Annotated in this window: 26 protein-coding genes and 1 pseudogene; 13 read left to right on the forward strand and 14 right to left on the reverse strand. The window is 62.3% G+C overall.

Annotation, left to right across the window (positions count from 1 at the left end; translation table 11 throughout):
* Nucleotides 1-185: 185 nt before the first annotated feature.
* The 4 genes from MESCI2_RS0118280 (at nt 186) to MESCI2_RS0118295 (ending at nt 2,340) form a co-directional block, all read left to right on the forward strand.
* Complete coding sequence (locus tag MESCI2_RS0118280) at nt 186-431, forward strand: zinc-finger domain-containing protein (RefSeq protein WP_027037845.1); 246 nt, start codon at nt 186-188, stop codon at nt 429-431.
* A gap of 19 nt (nt 432-450) precedes the next feature.
* Nucleotides 451-1,677: an FAD-dependent monooxygenase gene (locus MESCI2_RS0118285; protein WP_027037846.1), complete on the forward strand. Its 1,227-nt coding sequence runs from the start codon at nt 451-453 to the stop codon at nt 1,675-1,677.
* A 71-nt stretch (nt 1,678-1,748) separates the two neighbouring features.
* Nucleotides 1,749-2,039 (forward strand): BrnT family toxin, encoded by a 291-nt coding sequence (locus tag MESCI2_RS1000000136970; protein ID WP_081738787.1) that lies wholly within the window; start codon nt 1,749-1,751, stop codon nt 2,037-2,039.
* Complete coding sequence (locus MESCI2_RS0118295; protein ID WP_027037847.1) at nt 2,017-2,340, forward strand: BrnA antitoxin family protein; 324 nt, start codon at nt 2,017-2,019, stop codon at nt 2,338-2,340. The genes MESCI2_RS1000000136970 and MESCI2_RS0118295 overlap by 23 nt, the downstream gene beginning before the upstream one ends.
* A gap of 15 nt (nt 2,341-2,355) precedes the next feature.
* Here MESCI2_RS0118295 and MESCI2_RS0118300 read toward each other — a convergent pair whose 3' ends face one another.
* The 7 genes from MESCI2_RS0118300 to MESCI2_RS0118330 all read right to left on the reverse strand — a co-directional run bounded on the left by MESCI2_RS0118300 (nt 2,356) and on the right by MESCI2_RS0118330 (nt 9,370).
* A complete protein-coding gene (locus MESCI2_RS0118300) occupies nt 2,356-3,024 on the reverse strand; it encodes a TIGR02117 family protein (RefSeq protein WP_027037848.1) in 669 nt (222 codons plus the stop codon).
* A 110-nt stretch (nt 3,025-3,134) separates the two neighbouring features.
* Nucleotides 3,135-3,884, reverse strand: a complete 750-nt coding sequence (locus MESCI2_RS0118305) for an amino acid ABC transporter ATP-binding protein (RefSeq protein WP_031260969.1) — start codon at nt 3,882-3,884, stop codon at nt 3,135-3,137.
* A 78-nt stretch (nt 3,885-3,962) separates the two neighbouring features.
* Complete coding sequence (locus MESCI2_RS0118310; protein WP_027037850.1) at nt 3,963-5,120, reverse strand: amino acid ABC transporter permease; 1,158 nt, start codon at nt 5,118-5,120, stop codon at nt 3,963-3,965.
* A 9-nt stretch (nt 5,121-5,129) separates the two neighbouring features.
* Nucleotides 5,130-6,317: an amino acid ABC transporter permease gene (locus MESCI2_RS0118315; protein ID WP_023814121.1), complete on the reverse strand. Its 1,188-nt coding sequence runs from the start codon at nt 6,315-6,317 to the stop codon at nt 5,130-5,132.
* A 63-nt stretch (nt 6,318-6,380) separates the two neighbouring features.
* Complete coding sequence (locus tag MESCI2_RS0118320) at nt 6,381-7,409, reverse strand: amino acid ABC transporter substrate-binding protein (RefSeq protein WP_027037851.1); 1,029 nt, start codon at nt 7,407-7,409, stop codon at nt 6,381-6,383.
* Nucleotides 7,410-7,849: 440 nt separating this feature from the next.
* Nucleotides 7,850-8,725 (reverse strand): DUF2182 domain-containing protein, encoded by an 876-nt coding sequence (locus MESCI2_RS0118325; protein ID WP_027037852.1) that lies wholly within the window; start codon nt 8,723-8,725, stop codon nt 7,850-7,852.
* Nucleotides 8,726-8,734: 9 nt separating this feature from the next.
* Entirely contained in the window at nt 8,735-9,370 is a 636-nt protein-coding gene (locus MESCI2_RS0118330) for a DUF1326 domain-containing protein (RefSeq protein WP_027037853.1), read from the reverse strand.
* A 399-nt stretch (nt 9,371-9,769) separates the two neighbouring features.
* Here MESCI2_RS0118330 and MESCI2_RS0118335 point away from each other — a divergent pair, with 399 nt between their 5' ends.
* From MESCI2_RS0118335 to MESCI2_RS0118350, 4 genes and pseudogenes are all read left to right on the forward strand, one after another.
* Nucleotides 9,770-10,669: an NAD(P)-dependent oxidoreductase gene (locus tag MESCI2_RS0118335; protein ID WP_430981669.1), complete on the forward strand. Its 900-nt coding sequence runs from the start codon at nt 9,770-9,772 to the stop codon at nt 10,667-10,669.
* 41 nt (nt 10,670-10,710) lie between these two features.
* A pseudogene (locus tag MESCI2_RS1000000138855) lies at nt 10,711-10,949 on the forward strand (MFS transporter); the annotation flags it as partial.
* Nucleotides 10,950-11,180: 231 nt separating this feature from the next.
* The gene (locus tag MESCI2_RS0118345) at nt 11,181-12,359 is read left to right on the forward strand and encodes a cystathionine beta-lyase (protein WP_027037855.1); all 1,179 of its coding nucleotides are present in this window, start codon (nt 11,181-11,183) and stop codon (nt 12,357-12,359) included.
* Nucleotides 12,360-12,484: 125 nt separating this feature from the next.
* Nucleotides 12,485-13,546, forward strand: a complete 1,062-nt coding sequence (locus MESCI2_RS0118350) for an HPP family protein (protein WP_027037856.1) — start codon at nt 12,485-12,487, stop codon at nt 13,544-13,546.
* 63 nt (nt 13,547-13,609) lie between these two features.
* On the opposite strand, the gene MESCI2_RS0118355 is transcribed toward MESCI2_RS0118350, so the two are convergent.
* Nucleotides 13,610-14,470 carry a crotonase/enoyl-CoA hydratase family protein gene (locus MESCI2_RS0118355; RefSeq protein ID WP_027037857.1) on the reverse strand — a complete coding sequence of 287 codons (861 nt, stop codon included), beginning with the start codon at nt 14,468-14,470 and terminating at the stop codon, nt 13,610-13,612.
* A gap of 88 nt (nt 14,471-14,558) precedes the next feature.
* On the opposite strand from MESCI2_RS0118355, the gene MESCI2_RS0118360 reads away from it, so the two are divergent.
* Nucleotides 14,559-15,146, forward strand: a complete 588-nt coding sequence (locus MESCI2_RS0118360; RefSeq protein ID WP_027037858.1) for a TetR/AcrR family transcriptional regulator — start codon at nt 14,559-14,561, stop codon at nt 15,144-15,146.
* A gap of 75 nt (nt 15,147-15,221) precedes the next feature.
* Here the strand turns inward: MESCI2_RS0118360 and MESCI2_RS0118365 are convergent, their stop codons facing one another.
* From MESCI2_RS0118365 to MESCI2_RS0118375, 3 genes are all read right to left on the reverse strand, one after another.
* Nucleotides 15,222-16,448: an anion transporter gene (locus MESCI2_RS0118365; protein ID WP_027037859.1), complete on the reverse strand. Its 1,227-nt coding sequence runs from the start codon at nt 16,446-16,448 to the stop codon at nt 15,222-15,224.
* Between the two features lie 134 nt (nt 16,449-16,582).
* The gene (locus MESCI2_RS0118370) at nt 16,583-17,371 is read right to left on the reverse strand and encodes a GGDEF domain-containing protein (RefSeq protein WP_027037860.1); all 789 of its coding nucleotides are present in this window, start codon (nt 17,369-17,371) and stop codon (nt 16,583-16,585) included.
* 256 nt (nt 17,372-17,627) lie between these two features.
* Nucleotides 17,628-17,849, reverse strand: coding sequence for a hypothetical protein (locus MESCI2_RS0118375; protein WP_027037861.1), 222 nt, complete (start codon nt 17,847-17,849; stop codon nt 17,628-17,630).
* Nucleotides 17,850-18,155: 306 nt separating this feature from the next.
* Here MESCI2_RS0118375 and MESCI2_RS0118380 point away from each other — a divergent pair, with 306 nt between their 5' ends.
* The 3 genes from MESCI2_RS0118380 to MESCI2_RS0118385 are packed head-to-tail and all read left to right on the forward strand — an operon-like array spanning nt 18,156 to nt 19,036.
* A complete protein-coding gene (locus MESCI2_RS0118380; protein ID WP_027037862.1) occupies nt 18,156-18,443 on the forward strand; it encodes a hypothetical protein in 288 nt (95 codons plus the stop codon).
* Nucleotides 18,440-18,721 carry a helix-turn-helix domain-containing protein gene (locus MESCI2_RS1000000136985; protein ID WP_081738790.1) on the forward strand — a complete coding sequence of 94 codons (282 nt, stop codon included), beginning with the start codon at nt 18,440-18,442 and terminating at the stop codon, nt 18,719-18,721. Before MESCI2_RS0118380 ends, MESCI2_RS1000000136985 begins: the two co-directional genes overlap by 4 nt.
* A gap of 39 nt (nt 18,722-18,760) precedes the next feature.
* Nucleotides 18,761-19,036 carry a hypothetical protein gene (locus MESCI2_RS0118385; protein ID WP_027037863.1) on the forward strand — a complete coding sequence of 92 codons (276 nt, stop codon included), beginning with the start codon at nt 18,761-18,763 and terminating at the stop codon, nt 19,034-19,036.
* 236 nt (nt 19,037-19,272) lie between these two features.
* On the opposite strand, the gene MESCI2_RS0118395 is transcribed toward MESCI2_RS0118385, so the two are convergent.
* Nucleotides 19,273-19,590: a hypothetical protein gene (locus MESCI2_RS0118395; RefSeq protein WP_027037864.1), complete on the reverse strand. Its 318-nt coding sequence runs from the start codon at nt 19,588-19,590 to the stop codon at nt 19,273-19,275.
* 31 nt (nt 19,591-19,621) lie between these two features.
* A complete protein-coding gene (locus MESCI2_RS0118400; protein ID WP_032900953.1) occupies nt 19,622-20,509 on the reverse strand; it encodes an RNA ligase family protein in 888 nt (295 codons plus the stop codon).
* A gap of 82 nt (nt 20,510-20,591) precedes the next feature.
* Between MESCI2_RS0118400 and MESCI2_RS01000000134860 the strand changes: the two genes are divergently transcribed.
* Complete coding sequence (locus tag MESCI2_RS01000000134860; protein WP_081738805.1) at nt 20,592-20,843, forward strand: hypothetical protein; 252 nt, start codon at nt 20,592-20,594, stop codon at nt 20,841-20,843.
* Here MESCI2_RS01000000134860 and MESCI2_RS0118410 read toward each other — a convergent pair.
* Nucleotides 20,801-21,205 carry a DUF1515 family protein gene (locus MESCI2_RS0118410; protein WP_027037866.1) on the reverse strand — a complete coding sequence of 135 codons (405 nt, stop codon included), beginning with the start codon at nt 21,203-21,205 and terminating at the stop codon, nt 20,801-20,803. The two genes, MESCI2_RS01000000134860 and MESCI2_RS0118410, sit on opposite strands and share 43 nt — an antisense overlap.
* Nucleotides 21,206-21,227: the final 22 nt, after the last annotated feature.

Raw genomic sequence — 21,227 nt, forward strand, 5'->3', positions numbered from 1 at the left:
AGCCGGTTAGCCAGTCTCTATAGCGACCCATGGTCCCTCCCGAAAACCGAAATTGGTTTTCGGGTCATGGGTTAACCGGCTTAACTTATCCTCTGACAGGCTTTTGCGACAGTTTCATTTCATCGAACTTGCAAAGAGGCCTGATATGATCCAGATGCAGACGAGACTGCGTTAAGGAGACGACGATGGCAGGCGGTTCCATTCCCCATTTTCAGAACGATGCGGGCTATCAGGCAATCGACATCGGCGTGAAGGAATTCATGTGCACGGGCGCCAATCCGCCTTTCGACCACCCGCATGTGTTTCTGGACATGGGCGACGACAACGAAAAAGTCTGCCCCTATTGCTCGACGCTCTACCGCTATTCTCCGAAGCTGAAGGCAACGGAAACGCTGCCGGCCGGCTGCATCTACATAGAACAAGCCGCCTGAGTCTTTCGCGACCAGCCCGATGAACGACACGCGCTCCCGGCAAATTGTCATCGCCGGGGCGGGTGTCGCCGGATTGACCGCAGCCCTCGCGTTCGCCGAACGCGGCTACCTTGTTCGGGTGTTCGAACAGGCGCAGCGCCTGGAAGCTGCCGGCGCCGGCATCCAGCTCTCTCCAAACGCGACCCGTATCCTTCGCCAGCTTGGCGTGCTCGACCGGCTGCTGCCGGCGGCGGTGCGGCCCGAAGCCGTGGTGTTGAAGGAGGCCGCGACCCTGCGCGAACTGGCGCGGGTGCCGCTGGGGCAAGCCGCCGAAACGCGCTGGCAGGCACCCTATCTCGTCGCTCACAGGGCCGATCTGCAGAGCGCACTGACCGCGCGCGTTGCCGAGATGCCGGATATCCATCTCACCACCGGCGCCCGCATCGGCGACGTTGACACCGGCCCGGATGGCATCACCGCGACGGCCGAGATCGGCGGCAAGACCATCGAGGCGGAGGGTTTCCTGCTGGTTGGGGCCGATGGCGTCTGGTCGTCGGTGCGCGCACTTGTCGATTCGGCCAAGGGGTCGGCTTCGCCAAGGAACCATTTCTCCGGCGAACTGGCCTGGCGCGCCACCGTCGCGGCCGGCAGTGCCGCCGGTCGGAGCTTTGCCGCCATCGGCGCCAGGGACTGCGTCACCACCTTCCTGCATCCCGGCTTCCATATGGTCGCCTATCCCGTCAGCAAGGGTGCGGCCTTCAATCTCGCGGCCTTCACCCGGGGCGACCGCATTGCCGAGGGCTGGTCCGGCAACGCCGACGCTGGGATCCTGACCCGAGCCCTGCGCGGCACCGCGACAGAACTTGCCCGTCTGGTCGAGCAGGCCGGCCCGTGGACCGCATGGCCGATCCACACTGTTGACCCGCAACAGCCCTGGACAACACCGAACGGCACCGCACTGATCGGCGACGCCGCGCATGCGATGACGCCGTTCGCGGCGCAGGGTGCGGCCATGGCGATCGAGGATGCGGCGACGCTTGCCGACATCATCGCCGACTTCCCTGCCGACCCCCTGGCCGCACTTGCCGTCTGGGAGCAGTCACGGCGGCCGCGTGTCGCGCAGGTCGCCCGACGCGGCGCTGTCAACCGGCTGGCCTGGCATGCCTCGGGTCCAGTGGCGATTGCGCGCAATGTGTTCCTGAAGGTGCGCTCGTCGGAAAAACTCGCGGCGGATCTGGACTGGCTCTACGGCTGGCGGGCTCATTAGAATGCTTACATCGGTCGACCTTGACGTAATGGCAATTTGTAGTTACATTTTTGTAGTCAACGAGGCGCAAATTGCGATTTGAATGGGACGCCGAAAAGGCGAAATCCAATTTCCGCAAGCATGGCGTAAGCTTCGACACCGCCGTTCGTGTTTTCGCCGATCCTTTCGCGCTATTGGAGCATGATCGAATTGAAGGGCGCGAATATCGTCGGCAGACAACCGGCTTGGTTGACACCGCATTGATATTGCTGGTTGCACACGCAGATCGAGAGGAAGACGGGATCGAGGTGATCCGCATCATTTCAGCGCGGCGAGCTACGTCCAAAGAGAAAAGGCATTATGCGCAAAATCGTTCGATATGAATTCGACCCGGCCAATCCGCCTCCTCTGACAGAAGCACAGAAAGCGGAGATCGCGGCTTTGAAGGCGCGACCAGAGGATGATGTCGACACGAGCGACATTCCCGAATTGACCGAGGAATTCTGGCAGAACGCCGTCCGAAATCCTTATTTCAAGCCGGTCAAGCAACAACTGACCCTGCGTCTCGATTCTGACCTCGTCGCCTGGTTCAAAAGGCGCGCACCGGATGGTCGCGGCTACCAGAGTGCAATCAACAGAGCGCTTCGAGAATATGTGTCCAAACAGGATCGCAAGGCCGGCTGATCACCGGAACGGCCTTCAATTATACAGCCGCATCGACAGGCCAAGCGATACAGGCAGCGGGTTCCACCAGCCGGTGCGCAGGCCGGCGGTGCGCAAGGCCGCCGCCGTCCAGGTGTTGCAGCCGACCAGTGCGTTGAAATGGCCATTGGCTTCGTAGAAGCCGTCGAACCTGGAATAGGCTGCGTCCGGAATGCGGATTGGGCCTTCCGGTCCCCGCTGGAAACTCGCATCGATGAAATCGAGCAGCGCCGCGAACCGGTCCTCTGTGATATCGAATCCCGCGATATCGGGGCGCGGTTCGACGATGTCACCGGCGACATCGACATGCATGACCGACGCGTCGAGGGTCAGTGCCTTCATCACCGGCACCGCCTTCAGCTCGGACCATGTCGGCGTCTCCAGGTAGAAGGCGCGGCCGCCCCAGCCGAAGACGATGTAGCGGACTTCCGGCCTGTCGGCCGGTATGCCGGCGTCGACCAGGAAGCGGAAGCGCTGACGCACGGCGTCGTCGACCGGGATGGCGATGTCGGTGTGGATCGGATTGTTCAGCACCAGGATGTGGCGCGTCGCGGCGGGCATGGCGGCGGCCGCCGGCCACAGCGGCCGTGGCACGAAGGTGCCCGTCGCCACGGCGAGTGCGACGACAACCAACAGAAGACCTAGAAAACGTCCCAGTCTTTTCATGCAAGGCGGCCCTGCAAACGCGCTCCGGCGCGACACGAACGTCCGCCTGTTATCCCATACGCAAAAGAGCCCGGCAGTGTTTCAGCCGGGCTCTTCGTGGCCTTCGAGGCCTAGTGCAGGATCTGCGACAGGAACAGCTTCGTGCGCTCGTGGCGCGGGTGGTCGAAGAACTCGGCCGGCGTGTTCTGCTCGACGATCTGGCCCTGGTCCATGAAGATCACCCGGTTGGCGACCTTGCGGGCGAAGCCCATCTCGTGGGTGACGCACAGCATGGTCATGCCTTCCTCGGCAAGGCCAACCATCGTCTCCAGCACTTCCTTGATCATCTCCGGATCGAGCGCCGAGGTCGGCTCGTCGAACAGCATGATGCGCGGGTTCATGCACAGCGAGCGGGCAATCGCCACACGCTGCTGCTGGCCGCCGGAAAGCTGGCCGGGATATTTGTGGGCCTGTTCCGGGATCTTGACGCGCTTGAGGAAATGCATGGCGATTTCCTCGGCCTGCTTCTTGGGCGTCTTGCGCACCCAGATCGGCGCCAGCGTGCAGTTCTCCAGGATGGTCAGATGCGGGAACAGGTTGAAGTGCTGGAACACCATGCCGACCTCGCGGCGCACCTCGTCGATCTTCTTGAGATCGTTGGTCAGTTCCTTGCCGTCGACGATGATCTTGCCCTTCTGGTGCTCCTCCAGACGGTTGATGCAGCGGATCATGGTCGATTTGCCGGAGCCGGAGGGGCCGCAGATGACGATACGCTCGCCGCGCATCACTTTCAGGTTGATGTCCTTCAGCACATGGAACTCGCCGTACCATTTGTGCATGGCGATGATGTCGATGGCGACATCGGTCGTGGAAATCTGCATCTTGGCGGCGTTGACCTTGATCTCTTCGGCGCTGACGGCATTTTCGGTGGCCATGACAGGATCCCCTTTTTCTTTTGTTTAGCGTTTGTGGCCGGTGTCGAGCCGGCGTTCGGTGTACATTGAATAGCGCGACATGCCGAAACAGAACAGCCAGAAGACGAAGGCGGCGAAGATCAGGCCGGATCTCGCCGTCTGCGCGGTTGCCCAGTTTGCATCGGAAAAATTCTGTTTGACGATGCCGAGCAGGTCGAACATCGAGATGATGATGACCAGGCTGGTGTCCTTGAACATGCCGATGAAGGTGTTGACGATGCCCGGGATGACCAGTTTCAGCGCCTGCGGCATGACGATGAAATACATCTTCTGCCAATAGCCGAGGCCGAGCGAATCGGCACCTTCATACTGGCCCTTGGGGATCGCCTGCAGGCCGCCGCGCACCACTTCGGCCATATAGGCGGCGGCAAACAGCGACACGCCGATCAGCGCGCGCAGGAACTTGTCGAACGAGACACCCTCCGGCAGGAACAGGGGCAGCATGACGCTGGCGAAGAACAGCACGGTGATCAGCGGGATGCCGCGCACCGTCTCGATGAAGACGACGCACAGCGTCTTGATGATCGGCATCTTGGAACGGCGGCCGAGCGCCAGCACGATGCCGAGCGGCAGCGACACAGCGATGCCGACGAAAGACAGGCTGAGGGTTACCAAGAGCCCGCCCCACAGCGAGGTCTCGACATGCGGCAGGCCGAACATGCCGCCGACCAGCAGGACGAACGCAACGATCGGCAGCACAAAGAACAGCAGAACCGCATTCAGGCCTTTGCGCGGCACCTTCGGGATCAGCATCGGCACCAGCAGCGCCACGAACAGGATAGCGACCAGGATCGGCCGCCAGCGCTCCTCGATGGGATAGCGGCCGAGCATGAACTGGCCGAACTTGGCGTTGACGAAAGCCCAGCAGGCGCCGGTCCAGCCATCCGGCTGGATGCCGCCTTGCGCCACCGTGGCGCATACGGTCCGGTCCGGTCCCGTCCACACGGCGTTGATGAACGCCCAATTGATGATTTGCGGCAGGATCATCGCCACCAGGGCGATGCCGACGATTGTCAAAATGGTGTCGCCGGTGGAAGCGATCAGGTTCTTGCGCACCCACGCACCGAGACCGGTGACGCCGGCCGGCGCCGGCTGCGCCAGCACCATTTCGGTGCGCACCCAGGACATATCATGTTCTTGCATGTCCTTACCTCACCTCTCCACCAGCGCCATCTTGGCGTTGAACCAGTTCATCACAAGCGAGGTCAGGAGGCTGATGGCGAGATAGATCACCATCATGATCACCACGCCCTCGACGGCCTGGCCGGTCTGATTCAGCACTGTCCCGGCGGTCGCCGTCAGGTCCGGATAGCCGATGGCGATGGCCAGCGACGAGTTCTTGGTCAGGTTGAGATACTGGCTGGTCAGCGGCGGAATGACGATGCGCATGGCCTGCGGCACGACGACCAGCCGCAGGATCGATCCGGACCGCAACCCCAACGCAGCGGCAGCTTCCGTCTGGCCCGCGCTGACACCCCTGATGCCGGCGCGCACGATCTCGGCGATGAAGGCGGCGGTATAGCAGGACAGCGCCAGATAAAGCGACAGGAACTCCGGCCGGACCTGGAAGCCGCCGGTCAGGTTGAAAGTCGACTGCTTCGGGTAGTCGAAACTCAGGGGAAAGCCGCTCAGCGCATAGGCGAGCAGCGGCAGCCCGACGATCAGCGCCGCGGATGTCCAAAACACCGGGAATTGCTGGCCGGTCGCCATCTGCCGTTGCCGCGCCTTGCGCGCGACGAACCACGCCATGGCGATGCCGACGAGCAAGGCGACGAAGATCAGCCAGGAGCCGTCGCCCCATACGGCGCGCGGAAAATAGAAGCCGCGCTGGTTGAGGAAGGAGCCGAACGGCAGGTTGTAGCTGTCGCGTGGTGCCGGTAGCACGGCCAGCACGCCGGAATACCAGAAGAAGATGACCAGCAGCGGCGGGATGTTGCGGAAGACCTCGACATAGACGGTGCAGATCTTCCGGATCAGCCAGTTCTGCGAGAGCCGGCCGATGCCGATGACGAAGCCGATGATTGTCGCGGTGATGATGCCGACGATGGCGACGATGAGCGTGTTGAGGAGGCCGACCAGAATGGCGCGGCCATAGGTCGAATCCGACGAATAGGCGATCGCGCTCTCGCTGATGTCGAAGCCGGCGCGGCCCTTGAGGAAGCCGAAGCCTGAAGCGATGCGCAGCCGCGTCAGGTTGTCGATGACGTTGTGGGCAATCCACCAGACGCCCGCCACCAGCAGCACGACGACCAGCACCTGGAAGAATATGCCCCGGATTTTCGGATCGTTGATGAAGGAGCCGCGGCTGGGCTCCTCGCGAAGTACGTCCTGCGATGCCATTCGACCGTCCCCTGGAAAGAGAAACCGGGAGGCAGATGATCTGCCTCCCGGATCACATTTCGATCAGCGGATCGGCGGCGCGTATTGCAGGCCGCCCTTGGTCCACAGCGCGTTGATGCCGCGCGCGATCTTCAGCGGGCTGCCCGAGCCGACATTGCGCTCGAACATTTCGCCATAATTGCCGACGGCCTTGACGATGTTGACCACCCAGTCATTGGAGACGCCGAGGTCGGTGCCGATCTTGGTATCGGCTTCCTGGCCGAGCACGCGCTTGATCTCGGGACTGGCCGAGTTCTTCATCTCATCGACATTGGCCTTGGTGATGCCGAGCTCTTCAGCCTGGAGCAAAGCGAAATAGGTCCACTTGACGATGTGGTACCACTGGTCGTCGCCCTGGCGAACGGCCGGTCCGAGCGGCTCCTTGGAGATGATCTCGGGCAGCACGACATGGTCGGCCGGCGCTCCCAGCGTCAGGCGGATGCCATAGAGGCCCGACTGATCGGTGGTGTAGACGTCGCAGCGGCCGGCGTCATAGGCGGCGTTGACCTCTTCCAGCTTTTCGAAGACGACGGGATTGTACTCCATCTTGTTGGCCTTGAAGTAGTCGGCGAGGTTCAGCTCGGTGGTGGTGCCGCTCTGCACGCAGACGGCGGCGCCCGAAAGCTGCAATGCCGAATTGACGCCCGGCAGCTTCTTGGCGTTGATCATGAAACCCTGGCCGTCATAGTAGGTGACGCCGATGAAATTCAGGCCGAGTGCCGTGTCGCGGTTGATGGTCCAGGTGGTGTTGCGCGACAGGATGTCGATCTCGCCCGACTGCAGCGCGGTGAACCGCTCCTTGGCGCTGAGCGGCGTGAACTTGACCTTGGAGCCGTCACCGAAGACGGCGGCCGCGACAGCGCGGCAGAAGTCTGCATCGATGCCTTGCCAGTCACCCTTGTCGTCCGGTGCCGAAAAGCCGGCCAGGCCGGTCGAGACGCCGCACTGGACGAAGCCCTTTGCCTTGACGGTGTCGAGCGTGGCCGCCGACGCGGCGGACGCCATCAATCCAAGCGTGGCGGCGCCCAGAATGCCGATAGCAATATGTTTCATGACCCACAGACCCTTTTCTCTGTTTTTCAGGAGTAAATCCTGATTTTTTTCTCCCGTGTGAACGCGGCTTCATCCCGGCCCATCCCAAAACCCCGCATCGTAACCGACGCGCCGCCTCCCATTCACAAATGTCATCGAAGGCGATAATTCCCGTGAGGTCAAGGGAAATGACCCAAACCCAAAGAGTTTGAAAACCGATTGCCGCAAATGCCTGATTTACAGACAAACGCGCCTGCGAATTGGTCAGCAGGGCCAATAAAGGCGGCAAGCTCATGCAACGCCAAAGCGGGGCCAATACGGGCCGCGGCAGCGAAATCCATCCCGGGCAATATCTCGTCGTTGTTGACCTCCGCGTGCGGCGAACTGCCAGGTCCCAAGATTGTCATCTGACGATTTACTGGCGGCTGCAGTCCAATACAGATCGCGGACGAAGACCGTTCTCAAAAAGCTTGAAAGACGATCCAGGTCCCGATGGCAGCCATCAACGCGCCTGAAACGCGCGGAATCAGCTGCCCGGTCGGCACGGTCTTCTCCAGCAGAACAAGGATGGCGATGCCGGCGATCCACAGCACGTTCATGACGCCACCGACGAACAGCAGGGCCATCAGCGCCCAGCAGCATCCCAGACAGTAGGCGCCGTGATCGATGCCCAGCCGAAGCGCGCCGAGCGGAGCGGAGCGGAATCCGCCATGGCCGGCCAGGAACGCGATCGGCGCCTGACATTGGCGCAGGCAGACACCCTTCATCGGCGTCCATTGATAGAGACCGGCGGCGATAAGGACGAGGCCGCCGAGGACCGCGCTGCCGGCCGCCATCGAGGGATCGAGCAAGGCAAGACGGGCGAGAAGCCATTGCGCACCGGTCGCCACGAGGCTGAAGACGACCCAGACGGCGAGGTAGCCGGCAAAAAACCATCCCGTCGAAGCGATGGGCCTGCCATCCGCCCGGGCCTTACGGCCGACACCGGCATAGAGCAGCAACATCGGTGCGACCGAAGGCGTCATCATGCCGACCATCATCACCGCCCACATGGTGAAGGTGAAAGCGAAATCGGCCAATGCCCAGGCCCGGAAGCCGGGCGCCACGGCGGCGCCCATATCCATGCCGGCCATACCCATGTTCGACCCGTCCATATTCGACATGTCCATTCCGGCCATGTCACCGCCTCCGCTGTCCGGCAAGGGGGAGCCGGGCGTGACCATGTCGGCGGCGAGCCACAGCACATAGGCCCAGGCGAGCACGGCAATCACCACGAGCGCGGCCATCACGACCGCGCGATCGCGCCGCAGCACCGCCTCGAGGGCCGTATCGCCCATTGGATCAGGTCAATGCACGATGCCGCTCTGCGTAAGATGCAGATTGGCGAAATGGCTGTGCGTATCGGCCAGCTCGAACTTGATCGGGCCCGTCGCCTTGGTCCAGCCGCGCCCGACCTCGGCGATCGCGTATTCGAAGCCGTGCGGCAAGTCGATGCGCGCCTGATGCGCGGCGCCGGTGACCGGATTCCGGATCGGTTCGCCGCGACCGTCGGTTATACCCTCGACATGCAGCTGACTGGTTCGCGCGTCGACGTCGATCTTGAATTCGATCGGGGCGAAGATCGGATCGTGGAATTTCTCCAGCGTGGTCGAGAAGACCTGGAATATCGTTGCGCCCGGCTCGGTGTCCAGACCGCCCAATATGCGAAGCAGCGCGCCACGTTGGGCTTCCGTCGCCCTTTCATCGATAATCACCGCGGCCTCGCCCCTGCCCTCGTGTATGGCGCCGGGCCAACTGAAAATCCCGACGAACCGCAACCCGTCGAGCTTGGTGTCGCCGTGATGGCCGCTTTCGATTTCCATGCCGGCGACCGCCTGGCAGAATCCGTATGTCGGCATGGCGTTGAACTGGCACGGGCAGCCATAGGCGCAGTTGCAGTTGATGAATTCGCTGGCCTTCATGGCCCATTTGACGTCCGGCATGTCATTCCTCCCTTGCCGCACTCACGCTTCATGAGCGCGATCCGGATCGTGGAGGACCAGAAGTCAACCGGCAGCAACCATCCGGCAGCATCTGATCGAAGCAATCCGGCGATTAATATTAGCTATTAATCATATACCATTCACAGCCGCCCACAATAGGCCGATCGGCAAAGGTAGGACTCCGAGCAGCGATTCCGATTTGAACGGCTGAGGATCGACGCCGCGCTTAGGCCCAAGCTGCAGGGACCCGGCGTAACAGGGGATAAGAAGCCCAGGCTCGGCACCAAGCTGCATGCCGTCGTAGATGCACTCGGCCTGCCGGTCCGCTTCGAGGTTGTGGACATCGCCATCAAGTCACTCCACTAACTTTCTTCCTCAATTAGAAAACGAAATTTCCGAATTATGAAGGACGCTTCCGTGATGCAGATTGGATTCTTGGGCCTGGGAACCATGGGCAAACCCATGGCCGCAAACCTTGTCAAAGCCGGATACAGGGTCCGGGTGTGGAACCGTTCGCAAGAGCCAGTTGCCGCTCTTGCCGCGCTCGGCGCCGAGATAGGAACCGATCCACGCCAGGCGGCCGAAGGCGCGGAGGTGCTCATCTCCATGCTCGCGGATGATGCGGCCACGCGCGCCGTCGTCATCGACGGCCAGGTGCTGGACGCACTGAAGCCGGGCGCGATCCACATCAACATGGCGACGGTCTCGGTCGCCTTCGCGAACGTAATGGAGCTACTGCACCGGGAAAAAGGCGTCGGGTATGTCGCGGCTCCGGTTCTCGGGCGGGTGAACGTGGCCGAAGCTGGTCAGCTCAACATCCTTGCGGCAGGTGATACTGAAGCTTTGGGACGCGTACAGCCGCTGTTCGATATTCTTGGGCAGAAGACATGGTGTTTCGGAAGCCAGCCCGAACAGGCCAACGCCATCAAGCTAGCCGTGAATTTCATGATCGGCAGTGCTATAGGGACGATGGGCGAGGCCGTGGCGCTCGCGCAAGGTTATGGTGTCCCCAAGGGCAATTTCATCGATCTGATCACATCCACGATCTTCGCCGCTCCCGTTTACAAGGGTTATGGCGGCGCGATTGCGGAGGAACGCTTCGAGCCGGCCGGCTTCAGGCTGACGCTTGGTCTGAAGGATGTGCGTCTCGCTCTGGAAGCCGGGGAGAAGGTCAACGTCCCGATGCCTATAGGCAGCGTTCTCCGCGACAATCATCTAGATAGCGTGGCGCACGGCGAAGGCCATCTGGATTGGGCCGCGCTGTCGCGTGTTTCCACGCGCCGTGCAGCGCAGCAGTGACCATAGCAGCAGAGGCGCCATCCTCCTTGCGCGGGCTTTCCATGCTGCTGGCCTGCGCATCCGGGCTGATCGCCGCCAACATTTATTTTGCCCAACTCCTTGTCGGTCCGATCGGCGCCGCCCTCGGCCTCTCGCCAAGAGCCGGGGGCTGATCGTTACGCTGACGCAGATTGGCTATGGGTTGGGATTGTTGCTCATCGTGCCGCTCGAAAATCGCAAGCTCGCGGTCGCATTGATCATCGTGGCTATAGCTGGACTGCTTGGCGCGGCCGTCAGCGCTATGCTGAGAGCAACCACGACAACAGTGCGAGCAACGTGCACCCTACGAGATGCTTCGGGCTAGCGCAGTTGCCGACGATGCACACCGCTAGAGTCACGCCGTACCCCCGCATCGCTGTTTTTGCCCCGACGAATTGGCATATTCGAAGTCCAACTCCTGGCGGACAGTGGCTGTTGCACGGTCCATAGCGCCGCACTATGGCTAGCGGCTTGTCAAACAAGGCGACGCAGAATGGCGAAAGACGGCAGCGAGCACGGCGGGATGGGCATCAACACGCGGCTTGCCCATTCGGGCAACAATCCGCACGACTATTTCGGCTTCGTCAATCCGCCGGTGGTGCATGCTTCCACCGTGCTGTTTCGCGACGCGGCTTCAATGGCGGCGCGCACCCAGAAATATACTTACGGCACGCGCGGCACACCGACGACCGATGCGCTTGCCCATGCCATGGACGCGCTGGAAGGCTCGGCCGGCACGATCTTGGTGCCGTCGGGCCTTGCGGCGGTGACGGTGCCGCTGCTCGCCTTTGTGTCGGCCGGCGACCATCTGCTGATCGTCGATACCGTCTATCATCCGACCCGTAATTTCGCCGACACGATGCTGAAGCGGCTGGGCGTCGAGGTCGAGTATTACGCCCCCGATGTCGGCGCCGGCATCGCGGCGTTGATCAAGCCCAACACCAAGGTGGTGTTCACGGAATCGCCGGCCTCCAACACGTTCGAGGTGCAGGACATCCCGGCCATCGCCAAGGCGGCGCACGCCGCGGGCGTCATCGTCATGATGGACAACACCTGGGCGACGCCACTGTATTTCCGCCCGCTCGACCACGGCGTCGACATCTCGATCCATGCGGCGACCAAATACCCGGCCGGCCATTCCGACGTGCTGCTTGGCACGGTGTCGGCCAATGAGAGCTGCTGGAAGCATCTTTACGAGAGCTTCTGCACGCTTGGCTGCTGCGCCGGACCCGACGACGTCTACCAGGTGTTGCGCGGCCTGCGCAGCATGGGCGTACGCCTGGAGCACCATCAGCGCAGCACGCTGGCCATCGCTTCCTGGCTCGAGGGCCAGAAGGGCGTGGCCCGCGTGCTGCACCCTGCCCTTCCCAGCCACCCGGACCATGATCTGTGGAAGCGGGATTTTTCCGGCTCGAGCGGCATCTTTTCCATCGTGCTTGCCGGTGGCGGCCAGAAGCAGCAGCACGCTTTCCTGGACGCGCTGCGGATCTTCGGCCTCGGTTATTCCTGGGGCGGCTATGAGAGCCTTGCCGTGCCGGTCTGGCTCGGCGACCGTGTTGTCGCGAAAGCACGCTATGAGGGGCCGTTGATCCGCCTGCAGATCGGCCTCGAGGACGTCGACGACCTGAAGGCCGACATCTCGCGCGGCCTGACCGCCGCGACGGCTGCGTAGCGGAATTCTATTCCCTAAAATTGCGGTTTACCGGATCAGTTTGGCTTTCAAATTCAAAGATGCCGCGTCATTGCGGATCAGCACATTTTCGACTTCCCCTGGAATACCGGCAGAGTTTTCGATCCATGGCTTTCCGCCTTTTTGTTCCCATTCTTGCCGGCGCGACGCTGCGCGAGCGTCTCGTCGCTTGTATCGGCGCGACGATCGGCATTGCGCTCACCGGCGTGATCGCCAGCCTTGTGCTCGGCAACGGCCCGCATGTGCCGCTGCTGGTGGCGCCGATGGGGGCGTCGGCGGTGCTGCTGTTCGCCGTGCCCGCCAGTCCGCTGGCGCAGCCATGGTCGATCATCGGCGGCAACACGATATCGGCACTGGTCGGCGTGATCGTGGCGCATTTCATCCACGAAACCGCCCTTGCCAGCGGCATCGCGGTGGCACTGGCCATCGCCGCCATGTCGTTCACGCGCTGCCTGCATCCGCCGGGCGGAGCGGCCGCGCTGACCGCAGTGCTGGGAGGGCCTGCCGTCATCAGCGCCGGCTTCCTGTTTCCATTTGTGCCGGTGGCGCTGAACTCGATCCTGCTGGTGGCGCTCGGCTATGGCTTCCACAGGCTGGCCCGGCGCAATTATCCGCATGTACCGGTTGCAGCGCCGGCGAACAGCCACGGCACCGGCGATCCGCCGGCGCAACTGCGCGTCGGCTTCCGCTCCGAAGACATCGATGCCGCACTTGGCGCACTCGACGAGACGTTCGATATCGATCGCAACGATCTCGACCGGCTGCTGCGGCAGGTCGAATTGCAGGCGATGGTGCGCGCGCACAAGACCCTTCTGTGCGAGGACATCATGTCGCGCGATGTGATCTCGGTCGATGCTCACACCTCCACCGAGGCGGCGCGCCAATTGCTGCTTGACCACAACATCCGGACCCTGCCGGTCGTCAATGCGGAGGCCAGGTTGGCAGGCACCGTAGGGTTGCGCGAACTCACCCAGGCCTCCGGGACGGTCGGATCCGTTATATCGCCCGCGGCAACAGCCGCCGCCGGCTTCGCCGCCATGGGCCTGCTGCCCGTGCTCACCGACGGCCGCAGCCACGCCGTCATCATCGTCGACGACGACAAGCGGATTCTCGGGCTGATCACCCAGACCGATCTGTTGGCGGCCACGGCGCGCCTGCAGGCTGCCTGACAAAGTCTAACAGCCCAGAAGCCTGGTGCGCGGGCGGAGGCTAAGGCGCCAGCCAAGGCCGTGCTATGGCGACACGAACCGATCCTGTCGCCGTGCGGTCCTGCGCGCCTCGCCGGGGCGCGCGATATGCGTCCACGAGCCGTCATAGCCTGGCTCGCGGCGTGCGATCCAGGCATTCAGCCCTTCGCGCAGATCAGCGGTCGGGGCCATGCGGGCGAATTGCTCGGCCTCGACCAGCAAACCTTCGGCGATGCTCTGGTTGAGGCCGCGCGCCACTGCCGTGAGGATGCCGGCAATCGCCAGATCGGAGTGCCGCAGGATACGCCTGGCCAAGCCGATCGCGGCCGGTATCAACTCCGCATGCGGCACAACCTCGTTGACGAGACCCAGCTCAAGCGCCCGCGGCGGCGCGAACCAGTCGCCGGTCAACAGCAGTTCGAGGGCCCGCTTGCGCCCGGCGAGCCTGGGCAGGCGCTGCGTTCCGCCAAAGGTCGGCGGCATTGCCAAGTTGATTTCCGGCTTGGCGAACAAAGCGCGGTCACTGGCGATAGCCAGCGGCACCGCCTCGGTGATTTCGCAGCCGCCACCAAAGGCAATGCCGTTGACGGCCGCGATGATGGGCTTGCGAAACGCTTCCAGCCTCGCCGTCAGCCGCTGTCCGCGCATGACGAAGTCCCGCATCGCGACATCGACGCCAAGCGCCACGCTGGCCGAGAACTCGTGAATGTCGCCGCCCGCCGAAAACGCCCGCTCCCCTGCTCCGGTGAGAATGATCGCGCGGACGCTGTCATCGACTTCAATGTCGTCAAGGACCGCAAGCAGGCGATCGATCAGGGCATAGTTCAACGCGTTGAGTTTTTCCGGCCGGTTGAGGGTGAGGATGGCAATCCCATCCCTGGTTTCGTTGAAGACAAGATCTGTCATTTGGCTCTTCCTTCTCCATCATGCTCATGGCTGGAAGACTATGCCCTTTGTCGCTTGTGTATATTCACTAGTCAGTATACATGAGGTCATGCCTGACACGCAAAGCCCTACCCGCAAACGCATTGTCGAGGCCGCCACCAGGCTCTTCTATGCCGAAGGAATCGGTCGTGTCAGCGTCGATGCCGTCGCCGAGGAAGCGGGCCTCACCAAGCGCACGCTCTACTACCATTTCAAGAGCAAGGACGACCTGATCGCCGCCTATCTCGATGGCCGCGACCAACCCAATCTGAAGCGGATGGCCGGCTGGTTCGATGCCGCCGAAGGCGGCGCGGATCGCAAGGTCGAGGCGATCTTCACCAATCTGGCGAGGTCCGCTCGCCACCCGAAATGGAAAGGATGCGGCTTCCTGCGCACGGCCGCCGAACTCGCCTCGATGCCGGGACATCCAGCGGTCAAGGTCGGCGCACGGCACAAGCTGAATTTCGAAACATGGCTGGCCGGCGCCTTGTCGGACCACGGCGTCGCGGAGCCGCAAACCCTGGCACGCGAGATCGTGGTTTTGATCGACGGCTGCTTTTCGATCATGCTGATCCACCGCAACCCCGATTACATCGAGGCCGCCGGCCGCGCCGCGGCGACGCTGGTGCGGGCACGAATTTCAGGCAGTCAGGTCTAAAGCGCGACGCGCTTTAAGCCTTTGGTTTTATGCATGTCGTTGCCCCAAAACCGGGGCACTTTTGGGCGACATGCATTAGAACCCAAACGCCAGCCATGCGGTGCCGGCGGCCAGCGTTATCAGCGTCAACGGCAAGCCGACCTTGAAAAAAGCGCCGAACGACAGCGTCGTACCGGCGGCCCGTGCCTGTTCGGCGACGATCAGGTTGGCGACCGAACCCAGCAGCGTGAAGTTGCCGGCCAGTGTCGAACTCATGGCGACGACCAGCCAGGCGCGATCGGGGTTTTCCAGGCCGGGTATGAAGGGCCGGAGCGCCAGCACGGCCGGCACATTGCTCATGATGTTGGAGAGCACCGCGGTGAAACCGGACAGCCGCCAGACGTCGTCCAGCCCGAGGTTCTTGGCCGAAGCGATCATGTCGGGCGAAAGAAGCGTCTTTTCGGCGCCGGCGACGACCACGAACAGACCAGCGAACATGAACAGCAACGGACCGTCGATCTCGCGGTAGATGCGTTCGGGCTTGATCGCCCGGGTGAGCAAGAGGATGGCACCGCCGATGAGTGCGGCCTTGGCGACGGGCACGCCGGCGAAGAAGGCAATTGCCAGCCCGATGCAGACCACCACCGCCTTCAGCACCTGCCCCTTGTGCATGCGGCCACGCGACACCTCTGGCGTCAGTTGCACGGTGCGGACGAATTCTGCCCGGTAGACGATACGGATGATGACAACGACCGCGACAAGGCCGAACAGGGCGACCGGAGCCAGCGCTGCCGAAAAGGCCGGATAGGAAATGCCCGACAGCGCGCCGATGACCATGTTTTGCGGATTGCCGGTGATGGTGGCGACGCTGCCGCAATTCGACGCGGTGGCGGTGGCGATCAGGTAGGGGATCGGGTTGCGCTTGATCACACGGGTGACATGGACGACGATCGGCGCCATGACGAGGCAGATGGCGTCGTTGACCAGGAAGGCCGACAACACGCCGGTCAGCAGCGTCACCATCACCAAGAGCATGAAGGGCGCGTGCGCGTGCTCGATGGCGACGGCGCCCAGGCCGCGAAAGGCGCCTGACACTTTCAGATGCGCCACCACGATCATCATGCCGAGCAGAAGCGTGATGGTGTCGAAATTGATCGCCCGGTAGGCATCCTCCATGCTGAGCGCGCCGATGGCGATCATCGCGGCGCCGCCGAGAAGCGCGATCCCCGCCCGGTCGAGGCGCAGGCCGGGGATGCGGCCAATGGCGACACCGGCGTAAGTCAGGATCAGGATCAGCAGTGCCGCCGCGCCGATAAGTGTCATGCGAAGAAGGCCCTGCCCGATCCATCCAGCCCCGTCGGGGCACCGGGCACCACATTTAGCGTGATATCGGCAAAGCGAAAGCGCCGTTTGCGCGATAGGCTGCACAAATCAGCGTGCTGTGCCCAAGGTTCTTGTCAATGCACGGTGGCGGCGCTGAGCGGAGGTACCGGAGTGGCGCCCGCCGGATCGAAGCTGACTTGATCGCGTCCGTTCGACTTGGCCGTGTAAAGCCTTTTGTCGGCAGCGGAGAAGATTTCCTCATAGGTGATCGGGCCGGTAAAGCTTGTGCCGCCGATGCTGACGGAAAGCGGACAAGGCCTGCCGCCGGGTGAGAATTCCATCTCCCTGATACGCCGGCGGATGCTTTCGGCAACCACCCAGGATTGCGAGGGATCCACGCCGGGCAGAAACACGCCGAATTCTTCGCCGCCGATGCGGCCGACGATATCGCCGCCACGCAGTTGCCCTTTGATCGCCTGCGCTATCAGTTTGAGCGCCTGATCGCCGCAATCATGGCCCAGCCGGTCATTGATCGACTTGAAGTGGTCGGCGTCGATGATCAGCAGCGCCCCCGAGCGGGTCTGCTCCTGCTTGCGGGTCTGCTCGAGATAGGCTTCGACCAGCATCGAGAAGGCGCCACGGTTCAGCACCGCCGTCAGGCTGTCGGTCGCGGCGATGATACTGAGATCGCGCTGCGCGATGGCCAGCTGGCGAATCTTCCACATCAGGAAAAACAGAAACGAGCCGCCCAGCACCAAAGGCAGCATCAGGTCGGTCATCTGCGCCCGCCACACGGCCTCGGGCGAAAGATAGGGAAAATTGAAGGAATCGACGAAGAACGCGACGGCGATGAAGAATGCCGTACCGACTACCGTGACAGCGATCACCCTGCCCCAGCTCGTCGGCGACAGATCGAGCTTCATCGCGTTCAACTCCGTTAGCCGTCGCTACTATGACGCACCAACCCAAACAAATTGATAAGACTTTCCCTCCAATTCGATGTCGGGCGGCGGAATCAAACCACAGGCCAGCCAGCCCCTGTCGATGACTTGCGACAGATGCTTGCGCAGACGCCACAAGACGGCCGCCGGAAAGCGGCCATCCTGTTTCAGAGCTTGAAGGCGTGGGCCATTGCCGGCCGAGCGAGGGCAAAACGGCGCGAAGCCAGACCGCCCGTCGTCAGTTGAGCGTCGGTTCACCCAGCGCATCGACGACAAAGGATGCCGCGATCAGGTCGTCGGCATCGAGACGCAGGGAGCCTCCGTCGCCTCCCATGGCTGAAGCCACTTTTTGAAAGGTCTTCATTTCGTATTCCGTGATCCGGGCGTCCTGCATCCTGGCCTTGAGATCGGCGATTCGCCGATCCAGAGCCGAAGATATCCCTATTTCTCGCTTCGACATGGCAACACTCCTCCCCACCCTTGTTTGCCTCCCGCCTGTCCACTTTTATATGAGGGTCCGCGAATACAGCGGGCCGAACGCGCCGTGCGCGGGAAGGTTCCGGAAAGGCCGGGTAACGAAATAATACGCAGCGCCGGGCGGCTGCCCGAGCCATGCCAGATCCTCATCATCGAACAGAGTTGAATGGCTTGCGGTATCTGCCGCTGTCGGGGCCTCCGCGGCATGGAGAAAGCTGATTCCACGATTTTGCTATATCAGGCCCAGCTAATCCTTGACGCCGGCAGATGCCGCCCCAGAATCAGAGGCATGGCAACAAAAGTCGGCGACGAGGTGGCGGTCATGGCGACGGTGCTGAAGCGCGTCACGGAAGACCGCGTCAGCGTGTCGGTCCCCGTTTACAATTTTCCACATTCGGTCGCTGATCCGGCGACCAGGCTGACCAGGGGCCAGCAGATGGAATTCTCCGGCGACGTTACGCGGATCGACGGCGACAAGATCGCGGTGTCGCTCGGGACAATGGTCATGGTGAATCCGGACAAGGTGCGCCTGGTGCAAAGTCACGTTCCGCCGAAGCGAAGGGGTCTCAGGATGTGAACAAGCGAAGCTCCACCGGCTCAGGGATCCAACCCCTTACGTCCCAGCAGTGCAGATCTGCACGAGCGATGCTGAAGTGGTCGCAGGTGCGACTCGCCGCGAAGTGCGGCCTTAGCGAAGGAACGATTGGCAGTTTTGAAAGCGGACGAAGGGTTCCGAGTTCGGCCAAGCTGGCAGCCATCCGTCGAGGGTTGGAGGCTGCGGGCGTGGTTTTCATCGATCAGAAGGCAGCAGTGACCAAGAGCGGTCCGCCTCGTCAAACTATGGGTGGAACATAATTTAGATAGCGCTGTTAGATCCCAAACGGGAGGCGCGCGATGTTCAAACGTGAAATCGGCATTGTTTCGGACTGGTCGAAATTGGTGGCGGACGATCCCCTGATCGCCGCCGATATAGCCCAGCGTTTTTCTGTGCGAGCTTGCAATGACAACGCTCCCGCCGACGTCCCGTGGCCCGGCACCGAAATGGTTCGAGGTCCCGACCTTGCCGGCCTCGCAACACCGACCGAGTATCCTCGGCCGATCGTGCTTCTGGCGACGATCTATGTGTCGACGGTCCTGGGGGTAACGCTGCTTCTGGCCGCGGCGGTTTGAGCGCACGAGGCCTGATGCCGCTCTCTGAAAGCCCATGTCTCCGGTATAAACCGTAACCTATGTGTCCGGAACGGACCCGAAAGGCTTTGGCGATCCCGACAGGATTCGAACCTGTGACCATCGGCTTAGAAGGCCGAAAGAAATTGAGAGTTTCCACCGATAGTTCCGACTTTGCGCAGGTGCTAACATGCGGAACATAGCGCGAAACTTGGAACCACGTTTGCATCATCGTGCAACTAGCGCCCCTCCTCCCGCCACACCGGAACGCGCTGGATCTTGATCGCCACCAGGCGGCGGATGCGCAGGCCGACGGCTTCCTTGCCGGTCGGCACAAAGGCTTCGACGTCGAGGTAGCCGTGATCGGCGGCGTTCTCGCATTTCATCCGGTACATCAGCGAATCGACGTCGACGTCGCCAAAGATCTGGATCAGGTCGGACGGGAAATAATTGTGGCTGCGCTTGCAGTAGCGGCAGCGCACGCGCACCAGGCGCAGGCTGTCGTTCAGGTTCGACAGCGGATAATCGCGATGCTTCGGGGCATATTGTTCCGGCATGAGAACGAAATAGGAACAACCGTCAAGGCCGTCAATCCTCCTCGCGGAAATCCTGCACCGAGGCGTGGCGCAGCTTGGGCTCGCCGCGCAGCGTTCGCACGGTGCCGATGATGCCGGGCTTGACCCATTCGACGTCAGGCGAGATTTGCGCCGTGGGAACACCGTGCGGCGGCGTTGCCTTGGCCTTCCGCACGCGCTTCCAGAGGCGGTCCTTGATCGCGTCCGTCGTGGCGATCACGGCCTTGCCGACATATTTGCCGTCCCGCGCGAACAGCCCCTCGGTCCACTCGCCGGTTTTTCGCTTGATGCCGATCAGATCGAAGTCGCCGATGTCCCAGCATTTGATTTTCAGCCAGGCTTCATCCTTGGCGCCGCTGCGGTAAGGGCTCGACCTGCGCTTCGATACCATACCTTCAAGGCCCATCTTCTCAGCCGCCTCGTAGAAGTCGGCGCCGCCGCCCTCGACGTGCTGGCTGTACTGGATGATGCCCTTGGCCGGCTTGACCAGATCCCACAGGATGGCCTTGCGCTCGATCGCCGGCCGGGGTCGCAGATCTTCGCCGTCCAGATACAGGATGTCGAAGGCGACGAAGGCGAGCAGCTCGGCATTCCAGGCCATGCGCGAATGCATCGCGTGGAAGTTCGGCCGGCCGTCCGGCTCGGGCGCGATCATCTCGCCGTCGAGGATGAAGGATTTTGCTTTCAGCTGCTCGGCCGCGGTAACGATAGGCCAGTAGCGCTTCGACCAATCGATGCCGGTGCGGGTGAAGGCCCGGGCACCGGCCCAGTCGAGGATGATCTGGGTGCGGAAGCCATCATATTTGATTTCGTGCAGCCAGTCGTCGCTGACCGGCGGCTCCAGCACCAGGACGGGTTCCTGCGGCTTGATGAACTTCAGCCGGTCTGCGGCGTTACCCATGCAACTCGAAACTCCAACTGCCTGACAAGGCGCGATGGTCGGTTTGGTTGCATTTTAGCCGAATTGAATGTGGAAATGGTTGATGAAGATCGAAGCAAGCGAATGTCGGGCGGCGCTGACGCTGATCCGGCGCACGATCGAGGAACACTGCCCGCCGGGCGTGCTACCCAGCGAGGAAGCCGTCAACGGGCTTTACGGGCCAGGGTTGATGGACGAGGCGGAGGCTATCTCTGTGGCCATTGTGGTGACGGTGGAGCGGTTGCAACTTCAGGCAGCGGTGAAGCCGCCGGATCACATGCCGCGCAGCGCGCGCCAGATGTCGGTCCAGAAATAGGTGATCAGGGAGCCCATCGAGGCGAAGGCGATGCCGGTGACGCCGAGCGCGCCCATACCCATCAGCTTCCAGCGGGTGACTTCGGCCGTCACTGCCTTGACCTCGGTCATGTCCTCGGTGAGCGTCCTGACCGCAGCTTCCGTTTCGGCCAGCCGGTCGACCAGCTCGTCGGTCTTGGCATACATCTTCGACCGGCTGGCGGCGGCACGCTGCTCCGACTGCTCGTAGCTCAAGGCGGCGCGCGCATCGCTGTCCTTGATGTCCCGGCGGATCTCGGTGACGTCGCGCTGGACGCCTTCCATGGCGGCGACAAGGCCGCCGACCATCATTTCCAGGCTTTTGGCCCCTGCCGATGCTGCCATGCGATTTCCCCTGCCCCATGCA

The sequence above is a fragment of the Mesorhizobium ciceri WSM4083 genome (genome assembly GCF_000519305.1).
GTDB classification, from domain to species: Bacteria; Pseudomonadota; Alphaproteobacteria; order Rhizobiales; family Rhizobiaceae; genus Mesorhizobium; species Mesorhizobium ciceri_B.